11 protein-coding genes are annotated in these 15,576 nt (G+C 48.0%); 4 read left to right on the top strand and 7 right to left on the bottom strand.

Features of this window, described 5'->3' with window-relative positions; genetic code table 11:
* Positions 1–27: 27 nt before the first annotated feature.
* Both ICL80_RS06990 and ICL80_RS06985 read left to right on the top strand, forming a co-directional pair.
* Complete coding sequence (locus ICL80_RS06990) at positions 28–2,190, top strand: TonB-dependent receptor (RefSeq protein WP_194215373.1); 2,163 nt, start codon at positions 28–30, stop codon at positions 2,188–2,190.
* Between the two features lie 94 nt (positions 2,191–2,284).
* The gene (locus ICL80_RS06985) at positions 2,285–2,914 is read left to right on the top strand and encodes an MSMEG_1061 family FMN-dependent PPOX-type flavoprotein (RefSeq protein WP_194215372.1); all 630 of its coding nucleotides are present in this window, start codon (positions 2,285–2,287) and stop codon (positions 2,912–2,914) included.
* A 48-nt stretch (positions 2,915–2,962) separates the two neighbouring features.
* Here ICL80_RS06985 and ICL80_RS06980 read toward each other — a convergent pair whose 3' ends face one another.
* Entirely contained in the window at positions 2,963–3,214 is a 252-nt protein-coding gene (locus ICL80_RS06980) for an Lrp/AsnC ligand binding domain-containing protein (protein WP_228073845.1), read from the bottom strand.
* A 115-nt stretch (positions 3,215–3,329) separates the two neighbouring features.
* Positions 3,330–6,548 carry an amidohydrolase family protein gene (locus ICL80_RS06975; RefSeq protein ID WP_194215370.1) on the bottom strand — a complete coding sequence of 1,073 codons (3,219 nt, stop codon included), beginning with the start codon at positions 6,546–6,548 and terminating at the stop codon, positions 3,330–3,332.
* A gap of 314 nt (positions 6,549–6,862) precedes the next feature.
* Between ICL80_RS06975 and paaK the strand changes: the two genes are divergently transcribed.
* Both paaK and ICL80_RS06965 read left to right on the top strand, forming a co-directional pair.
* Positions 6,863–8,164: a phenylacetate--CoA ligase PaaK gene (gene paaK / locus ICL80_RS06970; protein WP_194215369.1), complete on the top strand. Its 1,302-nt coding sequence runs from the start codon at positions 6,863–6,865 to the stop codon at positions 8,162–8,164.
* Positions 8,165–8,173: 9 nt separating this feature from the next.
* Positions 8,174–8,476, top strand: a complete 303-nt coding sequence (locus tag ICL80_RS06965; RefSeq protein WP_194215368.1) for an EthD family reductase — start codon at positions 8,174–8,176, stop codon at positions 8,474–8,476.
* Here the strand turns inward: ICL80_RS06965 and ICL80_RS06960 are convergent.
* The 5 genes from ICL80_RS06960 to ICL80_RS06940 all read right to left on the bottom strand — a co-directional run bounded on the left by ICL80_RS06960 (position 8,471) and on the right by ICL80_RS06940 (position 15,529).
* Positions 8,471–9,196: a FadR/GntR family transcriptional regulator gene (locus ICL80_RS06960; protein WP_194215367.1), complete on the bottom strand. Its 726-nt coding sequence runs from the start codon at positions 9,194–9,196 to the stop codon at positions 8,471–8,473. The genes ICL80_RS06965 and ICL80_RS06960 overlap by 6 nt on opposite strands.
* A 48-nt stretch (positions 9,197–9,244) precedes the next feature.
* Positions 9,245–10,051: a helix-turn-helix transcriptional regulator gene (locus ICL80_RS06955; protein ID WP_194215366.1), complete on the bottom strand. Its 807-nt coding sequence runs from the start codon at positions 10,049–10,051 to the stop codon at positions 9,245–9,247.
* Positions 10,052–10,187: 136 nt separating this feature from the next.
* On the bottom strand, positions 10,188–11,588 hold the full coding sequence (locus tag ICL80_RS06950) for an FAD-binding oxidoreductase (protein WP_194215365.1): 1,401 nt from the start codon (positions 11,586–11,588) through the stop codon (positions 10,188–10,190).
* 8 nt (positions 11,589–11,596) lie between these two features.
* On the bottom strand, positions 11,597–13,705 hold the full coding sequence (locus ICL80_RS06945; RefSeq protein ID WP_194215364.1) for a TonB-dependent receptor: 2,109 nt from the start codon (positions 13,703–13,705) through the stop codon (positions 11,597–11,599).
* Between the two features lie 207 nt (positions 13,706–13,912).
* Positions 13,913–15,529 (bottom strand): tannase/feruloyl esterase family alpha/beta hydrolase, encoded by a 1,617-nt coding sequence (locus tag ICL80_RS06940; protein ID WP_194215363.1) that lies wholly within the window; start codon positions 15,527–15,529, stop codon positions 13,913–13,915.
* Positions 15,530–15,576: the final 47 nt, after the last annotated feature.

Below are 15,576 nucleotides of genomic sequence, written 5' to 3'. Positions count from 1 at the left end.
AAACAATATGTCGTTGGGAGAAACGAAATGACCACAAAGTTGAAAACCATGCTTTTTGCTACAGTTGGGGCTTCCATTATGGGATCAGTTCCCACTTTTGCTCAAACGGAGCAGAGTACAAATGATACAGGCATGATGTTCGAGGAAATTGTTGTAACCGCGCGCCTTCGTAAAGAAAGCCTGCAGGATATTCCGGATTCCATTACAGCCTTTAGCGCATCCCAGATCGAAGCGGCAGGCATTGATGATGTTCAAGACTTTATCGATATGACGCCAAACATCATTATGCGCGAAGCATACCGTGCAGGCGTTACCTTCATTACCATTCGCGGCATCACAACAGGGCAGCAAGGCTGGCCACCAGTAACCTATGTGGTTGACGGTGTGAAAGCTGGTACGCTTGACGCGATCAACCAAGGCGCCCTTCTTGATATTGAGCGCATCGAGGTTTTGAAAGGCCCACAAGGCGCGCTGTACGGTGCTGGTGCAATTGCAGGCGCTATCAACGTTATTACAAAACAACCAGGTGATACATTTGAAGGCGATCTCAAACTTTCCTATGGTAAAGGGAATGACATTAAAGCCTCTGGCGCTATTTCCGGCCCTATCGTTGAAGACAAGCTCGCCTTCCGGCTTGCTGGCTACTATAATAATAACGACGGCCTGATCGACAGCACTGACGGTGTTGATCTTGATTTTGAGGAACAGGCAACTGTTCGTGGCTTGCTGGTATTCACGCCAACAGACAACCTTAAAATAGACTTTCGTGCGGCCTATACTGACATCACTGCAGGCGCAGGTTTCCAGGACAAGCTCTCTGACGTTAGCCTGCTTGACGAATTTGACAAAGACATTAACCCCGGCCCAGAACGTAGCGGCATTATAGGTTCTGAAGACCGGCAAATTACAGACCTTTCAGTGAAGATTGAGTGGGATTTTGGCCCTGCCATTCTGACAAGCGTTGCAGGTTACCAAGACATTGAGCAGCACTTTACCAATACAGCATCATGGGGCAAAACACCTGCTGATGGATCGCAGACCCTCTTTGGACTACCACTTGCAGGCGCTGATGCCGCTGCTGGCGAATTCATGGATGAAATTCAGGACCTGAGTGACAACTTTGAAACCTACACGCTTGATACACGCCTGACTTCAAACTCTGACAGTCCACTGCGCTGGGTATTAGGGCTTGAGCTTCTGGAACGTAAAAGCGACAACCATTTGGGCCTTGGCTGGCTTGTTGGCCCCAACCCCGGCACACCCTTCCTTGCACTTGACCGGTTAGACAAGAAAAAAGATACCATGTGGGGTGTTTACGGCCAGATCAACTACGACCTGACAGACAAACTAGAGCTTACCCTTGCTGGCAGATATGATGAAAATAAATATAGCACAGGACAGATTGTCTCTGCCGATGACCCAACACCTGTTCCAACGGTAGACCCAGACGGGAACCCTGTTGATATACTGGAAACAAAAGACAGCAAGTTCCAGCCTAAGGTTCAGCTTTCATATGATTTCACAGATGCCTTCATGGCCTATGCAACCTATGCTGAAGGCTTTAGAAGCGGGTTCTATAATACAGGTAACAGAACACTGCCCGAAAGTACCAAAAACTATGAGATCGGCTTCAAAAGCTCTTTCATGGATCGCCGCCTAACACTGAACGGCGCCCTCTTTCACACAGATTATTCTGACCAACAATTTACAACCGTTGTAGCCACACCGCCTTTCCGCATTACAACAAACCTACCGTCAACAAACATTAACGGTGTTGAACTGGAAACTGCGTTCCATGTAACCTCATCGCTCGAAATATTCGGTAGTCTTGGATACCTTGATGCTGAAGTTGCAGATGGCACTGCTGCACCCGCCACTCCAAAATGGACAGCAAACGCGGGCTTCCAGTACGAGCAGCCTGTAACAGACACGATCGACTTTACCCTGCGTACAGACTATAGACGCCAAGGCGCCATGTACCTGATAACAGGTAACGGTTTCCCGATTGAGGCCAAAGACTATCTTGATATTCGGGCGGGTCTTATTACAAGCACATGGAGCCTCAAGGCCTATGTAGACAACGTACTTGATACACAGCAAGCAACAGAGGTTGCCTTTATTGCCGGTGGGTATGTACGCGGCTTCACAAAACCTCGTTCCTACGGCTTAGAGCTGTCATACAGCTTCTAAAAAATACAGCACAGCCTGCATCCCACGGGGTGCAGGCCAGCATTTTCCTTTCCTGCATCACAACCCGTGAACCCTTACTTCAGACAGAGATAAAATGACCCCAAAAGACCCCTATATAATCGACAGCCTTGATGAACTTCGTACATATTACGGCGAACCAAGTCCGCTTGCCACAAAACCAACATTAGACTTTCTACACGACCATATGGTGGACTTTATCCGCAAGGCGCCTTTTGTTGTTATCTCGTCTGAATCCGAAGAAGGCATGGATACATCGCCTCGTGGCGGTAAACCCGGCTGCGTTAAGGTAATTGACCGCACAACTGTTGCCATTGGTGATTGGCCCGGCAACAACAAACTGGAAACAGTTACCAACATCATTACATCAGGCCGGTGTAGTTTGTTATTACTGGTCCCAAAGCTTGATCTGTTCTTACGGATGAATGGAACAGCCACCTTTACCCGCGACCCTGAACTTCTAAAGCAGCTAATGGAGTTTAACAAACTGCCTAAAGCTGCCATCAAGCTACAGATAACACAGGCCTATTTCCACTGCGGCAAAGCCTTTAAACGCTCTGGCCTGTGGGATTCTGATAACTGGGAGTCTGTCGACGAGTACCCTAAGGTAGGTAAAGTCTTAAACGATCTTGTAAACCTGCCAGACCTTAACCCTGAGGAGCTAGAGAGTATGTACCGACAGGCTTTAAAGGATGATCTATATTAAGGTACGATAGGGTCATGGGCATTTTAACTGCCCAGCCCAAAGATCTACCTACACATCATCATGATAGCCTGAATCCTTGGTGAAGGCATTAAAGCATATGATGGTTTTGGTGTTGGCAACCCCGGCTATTGTCTGCACTTTGTCATTCACAAAGCGCCCAATATCATCTGTGGTGTGCACACTAAACTGTGCCAGCAGGTCGAAATCACCAGAGATGGAATAAACAGTTGGTGTTTCTTCAATTTCATCAACCAGTCGCTCAGCAACATCATACACTTTTCCAAGGTTGCACTTTATCATAACAAAAAAAGTTCTCATGTCGCCTATAGCCCACTTCATATGATTAATCAGGCACCATGTTTGCCTGCGGTGCCTAACTAATCATACAAAAATTATGCTGTAAAGGCTGCGTCTGTTATTCAGTATCTACCGCCTTTTTCATATACCATGTTGGTGCTAGTTTTTTGGGCGTTGGCCACACTTCATCAAGGGTATCATCATTATATAGCCGGCCATTTTTCATCACAAACTCAATTGATTTGGTATTTTTAATATCGCTTAGCGGGTTTTCGTTCAGGATCACCATATCCGCAAGCTTGCCTGCTTCAATGCTGCCAAGATCATCTTTTCTGCCGATTACCTCACTTGACCCAATAGTCGCAGCCATCAAAACCTCGTGCGGGGTAGCGCCGCCCGAAGCATATGCTTCCATCTCCCAGTGATAACCAAGGCCTTGCACCTCGCCGTGGCTGCCCATGCCAACAAGGCCCCCAGCCCGCTGTATTGCGATCGCATCAGCGGCAAACTGGGGATAGGCATGGTCTTTGGTGCGGATCCATTTCCTGTCTGAAAAAACGCTTTCGATCATATGGCTTGGCATAAAGCGCTGCAGTTTTTCACTGCCTGCCGGGTCGTGCCTTATAATCATATCATCTAGTGTCAGGGGGCCACCATACAAAACCGTCAGAGTTGGCGTATAGGCTATCCGGCTTTCAGCAAACAGCGTAATAACATCCTTATGGATGGGTGTTACGGGCAAGTTATGCTCATTCCCCGAAAACCCGTCTAGAGCATGGGTCAGGTTAAGCCGTAAATCGCTCGCGCCTTCTGTTGTTGGCATCATGCCCACTTCACGGGCGCCCTCAAGCATAAAGCCGCGCTGTTCCCTGTCTCCCACCATATAGGCTTTGATATTGCGGGTGCGGTAATAATCACGGTAGCGGGTTAATACATTAACCGCATCAGCCTTTGAATGAATATCGCTGTTTACAAAAACACCCGGTCCCGTGGAAAAGGCACGAGGCCCCAGCATCATGCCTGCGTCGATCATGTCCTGATAAGAAAAGGTATCAACCGTAAAAGTTTGCACATCAAGACCCGAGGTAACGCCGTATGCAAGGTTAGCAAGGAAATTCCAGTGGTTTTTCTCGAGCAGTTCCCTGCGAATACTGAACCAATGCGCATGGGTATCGATAAAGCCCGGTACAATGTATTTTCCTGTAATATCCAACACCTCTGCGCCTTCTGGGGCAGCAAGGCTGCCAACCTCGCCAACAGCGGTTATCCGGTTATTGGTTACAATAACATCAGCATTTTCGATAATTTCATCACCCTTCATGGTGATAGCTGTTGCGCCGCGCAGCACCAAAACACCCTCTGGCACATCACGGGGTATTTCAACAACAGCGGTGTATTTATCAGCTTTACCTTGAACTGGTTCATGCTTTGAAAAATCAATGTCCGCCAAATTAATTTGATAAAAACTGGCGCCAACAGACCATGTGATCACCTCACCGTCTTTTGCCCAGTCAAAATAATCAGCGCCAATATCTGTTAGTTTAAAGAGCGCAACACTAGGGCTTGCCAAGTTAATAACCGGTGCTTCGCCGTTTAAAGGGGGCACATTCACCAGATAGAGGTCTGACGAACTGGTTTTAGCAAGCGCCCAATCTCCTTGCGGTCTGATCCGCACTTCGCTTACGGGAACGGGATAACCAGTATACTGTGACCTTGATACTTCCGTAACGGAAACCTGTTGGCGCAGATCAACACCGTCGAGCCTTACAGAGCTTAGCCCAGACGCCCCGTAAAACTGGATACGGTTCTGATCAACAGTGGAGAAATGCGGCGCATGTATCCCTTTTGCATGTAGCACAAGCTTGCTTGGCCCACCAGAGAACGGAACTTGGACTATATCTGTTGCATAAACTGCCCATATCTCTGATGTAGATCGCAACCGGTCATAGTGGCTGGCTTGTAGAAAAACGACTGCCTTGCCGTCTGGGCTAACAACAGGCTCTGTATAGTAGGCTGAGGCCTTTGTAAGCTGCTTTGGCTTTGATGTACCATTAGCCGCGATAGACCAGACATGGCCACCTTCTGCTGCTGACCATGTTACATAGACAAGGGATTTTCCGTCCGGCGACCAGTTAGGCTGAAATATATCACCTGCAGTTGCCGCAACACGGCGCGGCTTGGCACCATCTTTTAAATCCATCACATACAGTTGCCCAAGCGCTGTAAATACAATTGATCTTCCGTCTGGTGAAAGCTTAGGGGCCTGAATAATTCTGGCCTTCACAGGGCCTGTTTCCACTTTTTGCGCAACCCGGGTTTGGCTGCCCAGCTTTACATCAACTTGCACCGAAAAAGGAATATCAGTGAGTGTTCGCTCTGCCATATCAAAGCGTTTTATCTTGCCGTCCACAGACAGGATTAAGGCTTTATCATCGGGGGTAAACGCATACCGTGGTATTAGCCCCATATAATAACCGCCGTAATGACCGTCGCGGTCCACACGCGCTATAAGGCTTGTATCGTTTCCAGTCTCAAGATCACGCAGCCTCAGGCCTGTTGTCTGGCCCTCACGGCTGGCATAAACTATCTTTTTACCGTCATGCGATAAAGCTGGCTCCATCGCGCCGCCCGTTGCGGGAATAATAGTGTCAACAACACCCGTTTGCAGGTCGCGCCGCACAATAGACCAGTGCGGCAGCTTATGCTCTGACCAAGTGGAACCTTGCTTTGTGGCATAATAAACATACCGCCCATCAGGAGAGGCTACTATACCGAGTGCATTGGTACGGTCATCAAACGATTCTGTTCCATTCGGCTGCGCTTTGGTCAGTTTTACACCAGCGCCGCCGTCAACATGAAACATAAACACTTCAAACGCGAGAAGGGAATAAGGCGCCTTTGAAACGTAAACATATTGGCCGTCAGCCGACCAGTTGGGAGAGGCATACAGCATGGCACCATCATCATGAGACAGCTTTTTCAGGCCAGACCCATCAACGTTAGCGATCCAGAGATTATTTGAACCATCTCTGTCACTGATAAAGGCAAACTTCTTACCATCTGGTGAGAAAACCGGGTGCCCTTCAAAAGCCTTTCCTGTCAGAACCGGTTTTGCAGCCCCACCACGAACATCAAGGGTGTAAATATCGCCCAGCACATCAACCAAAATTTCTTTGCCGTTTGGCGAAACATCAAGCGACATCCATGTGGCTTGATCGGTTGTAAACTGAAGGTTTTTACCTGCATCAACAGCATCTGCTGCTACACCTGCCTGATTGAAGGAAACTGTTGCAAGCAGCCCTGCCAACACTGCTGTAAAACGATTATGTAAAGCCACCACTGTGTTCCCCCTATGTCACCAACCGTATAAAACCCTCTTCAAACGGCCTGCAATTTGAATATGTGTAAAAAACTATAAGCATCGATTTTACTGAAAACAATCAACTGGCCCAGTCTAAACATTAATTGGCCCATAGAAAGCGCGACACCCCTAGAAAACGCAAAACACGCCACTAACAACCCACATTGTCTATTACAATAGTTTATTGACCGACCATTTGGTTTATTATACTGACTAAATGCAGTCACTTTACGGCTATCTCAGCATTTCTATTGAAACCTGCTATAAATGTAAGTGCTAACCGGGGAAATATGATGAACGCACACTATGAGCCACTACTTGATGAGCATGAAAAGCTTACAATTCAAGAGCTTAGAGAACTACAGCTTCAAAGGCTCAAGGCTTCTCTAAAGCACGCATATGAAAATTCTGCGCCGTATAAGGCAAAATTTAACGACGCTGGCGTTCACCCTGACGACCTTCAAAGTTTAGCAGATCTGGCCAAATTTCCTTTTACCACCAAAGCCGACCTGCGCGGCGCATACCCGTTTGGCATGTTTGCTGTACCCACTGAGAATGTTGCCAGAATTCATGCTTCTTCTGGCACCACGGGCCAGCCAACAGTTGTTGGCTACACTAAAGGCGACATTAAAACATGGGCTGGTGTTGTGGCACGGTCTATTCGGGCAGCAGGGGGCAGGCCCGGCATGAAAGTACATGTCGCTTATGGCTACGGCCTGTTCACAGGAGGGCTTGGCGCGCATTACGGCGCGGAGGAACTTGGCTGTACAGTTATCCCCATGTCCGGCGGCCAAACAGAAAAGCAGGTTCAACTCATTCTGGATTTCAAGCCTGAAATCATTATGGTTACCCCCAGTTATATGCTTTCCATTTTGGATGAGTTTAAACGCCGTGGGATTGATCCCAAAACAAGTTCATTAAAAATCGGTATCTTTGGCGCAGAACCATGGACAGATGCCATGCGTAGCGAAATTGAAACAGCATTTGATATTGATGCTGTTGATATTTACGGCCTGTCAGAAGTAATGGGGCCAGGTGTCGCCAACGAGTGCGTTGAAACAAAAGACGGTCTAACCATTTGGGAAGATCATTTCTACCCTGAAATTATTCACCCTGATACTGGCGAAGTTTTGCCTGACGGCGAACTGGGCGAACTGGTGTTTACATCCCTCACCAAAGAGGCCATGCCGGTTATTCGCTATAGAACACGCGACTTGACCCGTCTTTTACCGGGTACCGCCAGAAATATGCGCCGTATGGACCGTATCAGTGGCCGCAGCGACGATATGATGATCATCAGAGGGGTAAATGTTTTCCCGACCCAAATAGAAGAGATTATCCTGTCAATCCCCGCGCTTACCCCGCACTATCAATTAGTGCTTACAAAACCAGACCGGATGGACCAATTAACGGTTCTTGTTGAAGCGCGTATTGGAACCTCCACCGCTGATGCAGAAGCTGGCGTCAAAAAATTAAAAGAACGGATTAAAACCCTTATTGGCATTTCTACAACCGTGACCCTTGCCGAACATGAAACCATTACGCGTTCAACAGGCAAAGCTGCCAGAATTATTGATAAACGCAACCAGTAGGACTTTCAAATGATCAAGCTTATTGCCCTTTATAAACACCCCGAAAATAAAGAAGCCTTCATGGACTATTACATAAATACCCATATCCCGCTTGTTCACAAAATACCCGGACTTGCAAAAGTAGAAGTCCGACAGATAACCGACACCTTCATTCCCGGTGCAGATACATTTTTCCTGATGGCTGAAATGTCATTTCCAGATAGGGAAACATTTGATAAGGCACTACGTTCCCCAGAACAAAAGGCTGCCGGCAAAGATGTACAAAATTTTGCAGCTGGCCTAGTCAGCTTAATGGTGGCAGACGAACTATAAGCCCACATAAGGGCCAGCAAGACCGCGCAGCAAATCACCAATTGAGGCGTCGAAATGTGCTTTCATGGCTTGCCCTGCAGCCTCTGGGTCCCGGTTGGCAATTGCTGTAGCAACGTCTGTATGGCGTTCAATCATAACAGACTTTTGTTCTTCCGCCTTACGGGTTTGCCACGCAGTTGGTACGGCTACCTCCATTAAGGGGGCAAAGGATGTTACAATCTGAATAAACAGGGCATTATGGCTGGCCCGTGCAATCGCTTCATGAAAAGCAATGTCGTGCCGTGTCATAGCTTTAAGGTCGTCGTCTTCGCTGGCGATCGCATCTGCTAAATTCATAATCTGGATCGCTTCGGCCTCTGTCCTTGAAACGGCCGCCAGTGTTGCTGTGCGAATTTCAATAGTACGCCGCACATCCCACACTTCAGGTACGGTAATCTGTGCTGTATCAACGGCATGGTTCAGTGATGTAGCAATAAGGGTGCCGTCAATAGCCCCTACTTTTGGCTTGCGGCCATTGGCGACATCGATAAGCTGTAACGCAGCAAGCGCACCAAAAGCCTCCCGCATCACCGCTTTACTAACGCCGAGAGCTGCAACAAAGTGCCCTTCGCCAGGGAGCGTGTCGCCCACGCGCAAGCGATTATCCTTAATGTGGAAAGTAACAGCTTGCATGGCTTTTTTTACAAGCGATCCTTTTTCATCACCGTTATGCATATTCATACTAATCTGCGCCCTCTTAAGATACCCGCACTATGTGACAGTGCCATACTAAGCTGCTATTTTACCAGTCCTGTATTCTGTTGGCGACGCACCAAACCGGCGACCAAACGCCCGTGTAAAGCTCGCATTATTTCTGTAGCCTGCCTTATAGGCTATTGTCGATACAGAGAAATCAGTAACCGCAAGCATTTTTCGGGCCTCAACCAGCCGCTTCTCTATAAGCGCTTCTGAGACTGAACAATGAAAAAGTTGCCTAAAACCACACGTTAACTTGGATCTATTCAGGCCACACGCACGGGCGATAAGATCAAGGCTAAGTTTATCGCCCCATTTTTCATCAATGACCTGCCGTGCATACACTATTTTTTGAATATCAGCCGCTGACAAGCCACCCTGATCAAGACAGGGGATTAATTCACCGCGCGCACCAAGGCGAACCGTTTCGCACAATAATTCCAGTGCTTTAGCCGTACGGTATGTTGTCATCATTTCCGAGGCCATATCACACTCAAGCAAGGAGTTAACAATAAGACGCAGGCTTTCAGGCAAATAAACCCGACACCCGGCATAATGCCGGTATGGCTGCGGGTGCAGTTTCTCAAGTGTTTTAGGGGAGACAAAAAGCGTTACACAATATTGATCTATGACTGCGTCAATAGTGTCCGTAAAAGCTACTGCTTCATCAACCAACAAGGTGGGAGAACCACCTTCTTTTCCCAGAACATATACATAAGAAACATAGTGTTCATGCTGCAGTGCAAGCTCGGGCAACCCAAAGCCCATGAACATGCTAATTTCGGTAGAAACAATAATATGTTCCGTAGCGCTTACGCGCCCAAAGTTGGAATATTCCATTCCCATTCCCCTTGTAGTCCCCTATGAACACTTTAACCTATCTGATAGATTAGTCAATACCTATCAGATAGGTTAAGGAAGGGAGGAAATAGGCATGACGCAAAGTGCCATAATCAGACATTCTGCTTATAAAGCATTAATCGAACGAAAAGATTTTACCCGGATTAAAAAGATTGTGTGGATCAAGCGCTCGCTTAATCGTGCGCATCACCTCCACAGTTTCACCCAGTTCCTTTTTAAGCCAGTCCTGCTTGCCAAGGCCGATGCCGTGTTCGCCGGTACATGTGCCATTCATTGACAAAGCACGCTCAATCATGCGGGTATTTAAGCTCTCCGCTTCGATAAGGTCATCTGGATTATTGGGATCAAGTACAAAGATAACATGGAAGTTACCATCCCCCACATGGCCCAGAATTGTTGCGGGGATTGTTGCCTTTCTGAGGTCTGCTTTAGTAAGCTGAATACATTCAGCAAGCCTGCCCAGTGGCACACAGACATCTGTAGGCCAGCCAACACTACCAGGCTTTAGCCCAAGTGCTGCATAGTATGCTTCATGCCGGGCACGCCATAATTTTGTGCGCTCTTCAGGTAAGTTAGACCACTGAAAATCACCCCCGCCATTATCAGCAGCCACACTACTAACAATTTCGATCTGCTCTTTCACATTAGTTTCTGAGCCGTGAAATTCAAAAAACAGCGTCGTTAGTTCGGGGTAGTTCAGTTTTGACCATAAATTCACAGCTTTCATCTGGACATCGTCCAGAATTTCAACCCGGGCAAGCGGCACCCCAAGCTGAATAGACTGCACAACTGTATCTACAGCGCCGTCAATCGTGTCAAAACTACAAACCGCAGACGAGATAACCTCAGGGATACCATGTAACCGCAAAGTAATTTCCGTGATAATACCGAGCGTGCCCTCTGCCCCAATCATAAGGCGGGTAATATCATAACCAGCCGCTGATTTTCTGGCCCTGCCGCTCGTGCGGATATCGCGCCCATCTGGTGTAACAACACGAAGGGACAGGATGGCCTCGCGCATTGTGCCGTAGCGTACCGCATTTGTGCCAGACGCCCGTGTTGACGCCATGCCGCCAATAGTGGCGTTCGCGCCAGGGTCAATTGGGAAGAACACGCCCTTGTCGCGCAGATATTCGTTCAGTTCTTCACGGCGAACCCCCGCTTGCACTGTGCAATCAAGGTCCTCGGGGTTTACCGACAGAATATTATTCATTTCAGAAAGGTCAATGCACACGCCGCCACAAACAGGCGTTACATTACCTTCCACCGATGTACCTGCCCCAAACGGAACAACAGGCACCTTTGCCGCAACACACAGTTTTACCAGCGCAACCACTTCTTCTGTACTATGCGGAAACACAACCGCATCCGGCAGCATGGTATCAAAATGGCTTTCACTGCTACCATGTTGCTGGCGCATGGCTTCACCAAAGTGAAGCCTGTCACCAAAGAGGTCGCCAAGCTGACGGATAAATATATCCGTCAGTGGTTTGCTATGTTGCTCTATTTTGGACATATCCATTCCTAGAACCTTATACTTGCCCTAACACCAATGCGGCGGCGCTCACCCTGCAGGCCCAAGTTTTGGGCAACAGCCCCAAGCCCCGCACGAACAAGTAATGACTGGTCGATATAGCTTTCAAGGTATTCTTCATTGAAGAGGTTGCTTACAAATGCCGCGATTTCAAACTTCGGGAACCGCATAGTGATAGAGCCATTTACCAGATAATAGGATTCCAGTAGTGGCGCAACATCAGGATCAAGGCTTGATCCCATACGGCTACCTTTGCCAACAAGACCGGCATCAAAAACCAGCTGATTTTCTCCCACTGGCACAGTATAATTTGTACCAAGGCTGAAGTTCCAGTCAGGCGTAAAGATAATGCGGTCGCTTGGCAGTGCAAAGCCGGTGACATCTTCAAACTCGCTACCATCTACAATACGCGCATGCAGCAATGTTAAGCTGCTATCAATGCGCCAGGCCTCTGTTACCTGCCAGTGCATTTCAGCCTCTGCACCGTAGCTGTGCACCGTGCCGCTATTCAGGTTTACAGCCACATAGCCTGCGCCTGTTGTGCTTGGTGCAAGCGCATTTTGCCCAATAAAGTGCTTGTAATCATTATAGAAAACAGCTGCATCAACGGACAGACTCTTTTCAAGCGCGGTAAACTTTGTACCCAGCTCATATGTCCAAACATTGTCGCCTTGATAAATAAGGTTTGGGGCACCCGGACCATTTTGGCCACCGCCACGTACACCGCGCGCAATCGAAGCATAGGTCATTAAGTCGTCATCCCATGCTTTCGTTAACGTTACCCGTGGCTGAAGGTCGTTTGAACTGTATGCATCTGTACTGCCGGCGTTTGTTGCGTCAAGCTTCTGGTGATCATACCGCAGGCCTACTGCCAGATCGAGCGTATCGGTAAGATCAAGGAAAGCCGTACCAAACACAGCTTGTGATTCAATTTCTGCGAATGCAGACGACGGCGCATTCACACCCAGCGGCACAATGGTTGTTACGGCTGACGCATCTGTTGTCGAACGGCTGGCAAAAACACCCACAAGAGTTGAAAAGCCCTCAGTCCAGCTTGTATCAAACCGGGCTTCACCCGTTTTTGTAATAAGCTTGGACTCACCTGTACTCCGCACAAAATCTACCGGGCCAAAATCTCCGTCATTAGACGATTCCTGATCACGGCGGTTATAGGCAAGAACTGTCGTGATTGTTGTGGACAGCGAATCCACATCAAATTCACCCTTTAGATTCACACCTTTATAAACATGCTCTGCAAAGTTGTTTTGGTTAGAAACACCGTCGAGCGTATAATCTGTAGGGCCTGTAATACCCAGATATGCTGTATTGCCACCACTGATTTTATCATAGTTGGCATTCAGGGTAAGTTCTGCCGCTTCTGATGGTAAAAACCGGACAGTACCATTAACAGATTTCTGCGTAAGCGGGTTTGTATAACCGCCCGCCAAAAGGTTTTCCTGAAAACCATCATGGTGGTGGTAGGCAGCCCCCACACGAACCTGCAACACATCCTCAATGATAGGGCCGCTCACGCTACCAGAAAGCGACTTGAAATCATCGCTGCCTGCATAAGCGCCGTCCATTCTGGCTTCAAACTCATTACTTGGTTTGCGCGTAATAACATTAATAGCGCCGCCAAGCGTGTTGTTACCAAAAAGCGTACCTTGCGGGCCGCGCAGCACCTCAACACGCTCCACATCAACAAGGGGGCTGTTCAGGTACGATGTATTCGGCTGGTAAATGCCGTCAATGAAGATGCCAACACCCGGCTGTACTGTATCAATCAGCGTGGTGCCAATACCGCGCATGGAGACAAACGCACGGCCAACACTATCTGAGTTAATATTAAGGCCCGGCACATAAGCCGCGATATCTTTAACAGCATAGATTTGCTGCTCTTTAAGCTTGTTACCTGTTATCGCACTTACGGCAATAGGAACATCTTTGAGTGATTCTTCCCGCTGACGCGCTGTCACGATAATCTCTTCAAGCATAATAGTATCAGATGTGTTTGCAGATGTTTGTGCAAAGACTGATGATGTCAGGACAGCACTAAGGCATGTTCCTGCAAATAAACTATATTTCGAATATACAGACATATATTCTTCCTCCCGGTATGTGTCATTCCCCAGACAGAGCGACAAAGCCACTTTCTGTCATGTTGTATCAATAGCAAACAACCTACCTATCTGAAAGGTATAGATTACCCTCCGGCTTTGCTTTGCCGCTTGTTTTGTTAGCATTTGTAATTGGAAAGGTGTTTTGGCGAGAAAAAAGAGGCTCTTTCATGAGCCCCTTTCGATTAGTTATTCGCTACACGAAAAGCTGCTGGCGAGGTTTGGGTCTCCTGTACCATCATACTCTGGATACAAAGGGTATTTGCAAAGTGGCCTTGTTAAAAGGTCGTTTCCTGCATCATCTTTTTTTGCAGTAACCACTAATTGCTGTGATGGGGCTACACCTTTTTCAACCCAGTTGGCCATAGCAGATAGCAAATCAACTTTATCTGGCCCGCTGCCATGCCTGCAATGCCCAACACCCGGTGCCAGAAACAATTCCACACTCTTGTCTGCTTCCTGTTGCCCAATTGTATCAATGACATTCTGGTAGTAACCGATGGTATCTGTTGCACTGACAGAACTATCTGCAACACCGTGCCACAACAGCAGCTTACCGCCATTTTGTGTGAATTTGGAAATATCTGGGTTTGCGGCCTGAAACAGGCTCTCAATATGGCCAAGCGAAGCTTTCCAGTCATCCGCATGCCAGCTTTCAAGTTTATAGTCCGGGTCACGCGTTATAAAAGAACGAATAAACCCGCCCGAAAACAGGCCTTGCAACGAATTGCCACCCTGCACCAGCTTGGGCCAAATATACTCACCCCATGCTTCTTTGTTTGCCGCCCCCGTAATAGAAAACCCACTATGCTCAATCCCTGTAACATGAGAGGTATAAGGGCTGGTAATAGCGGATACCAAAGCAATCTGCTGCTCTGAAAGGCATGTCTCCCTATCTGCACTCGCCGTGTCGCATTGCAGGGTAGTAATATCAAAGGCGCAAGCATTGCTATTGGAGACAATACCATCTTTAAGGCCGTCTGCCATATCGCAGCTTTTTAAAACAGCGTTTTCAAGCAGCATTTGCTGAGCATCAGAAAGAGCCCCTGCCTTATCCACTGCCTCGGCGATCTGGTGAAATTTCACAAATAACCCCATCACATTGCCAGCCGGCGCGCGGGCAATAATGCCATCAAAATCATAGGGGAAACGCTGTGATTCCATCAAGGCATCATGCCCTCCCATGGAGCAGCCTTCAAAATAATTCCGCTCAGGCCGTTGCCCATATACAGCGGCCACCAGTTCTTTCACCACCGGCAGCGCCCGATGTTCAGATAAATAGGTAAAATCAACCAACTGCTGGGCATTAAGCGCAAAATCTGCATCAAAATAACTGGTTGGCAAGGGGCTGGTATGACCGCCGTTGGTCATAACAGCCACATATCTGTCAGTCATAATAGAGGGGCTAACAAAATCAGGCGTATCAATAAGCAAACCGTCAAAACCGCCGCCGCCAACCATAACCAGCCGCTTGTTCCAGCCTTCAAGCGGCAATCTAGCTTCAAATTTCAGTTCTGAATCAGTGAAAGACACTCCCGCAAAACAGTAAGCAGGCTTTAGACCCTTGGCTTCTGTTATTTCGGCCCGCGTTACAACCGCTTGGCCTTCAGCAAGAAAGCGTTGGTTCAGGCTAGCGCAGGCTGCGGGCGAAATGGTTTTTGCCGGAACACCAGAAACCTCAATGGTTTGCTTTGGCGGCACAGGTACATCAACCCCAGAGAAGAAGCCCCCATAAAAACCAAAAACTGTCAAAATTGCTGCAACAGCCACCACACCAACAATGGTTTTCTTTTGCTTAAACGCCATATCTGCCCTCCCGTTTAAAGTTCAAATTCGCACTCATACAAAGCAGT

Source organism: Kordiimonas pumila (assembly GCF_015240255.1).
Taxonomy (GTDB): Bacteria; Pseudomonadota; Alphaproteobacteria; order Sphingomonadales; family Kordiimonadaceae; genus Kordiimonas; species Kordiimonas pumila.
The sequence above is the reverse complement of the archived record's forward strand: the minus strand, read 5'-3'. Positions and strand labels throughout refer to the sequence as shown.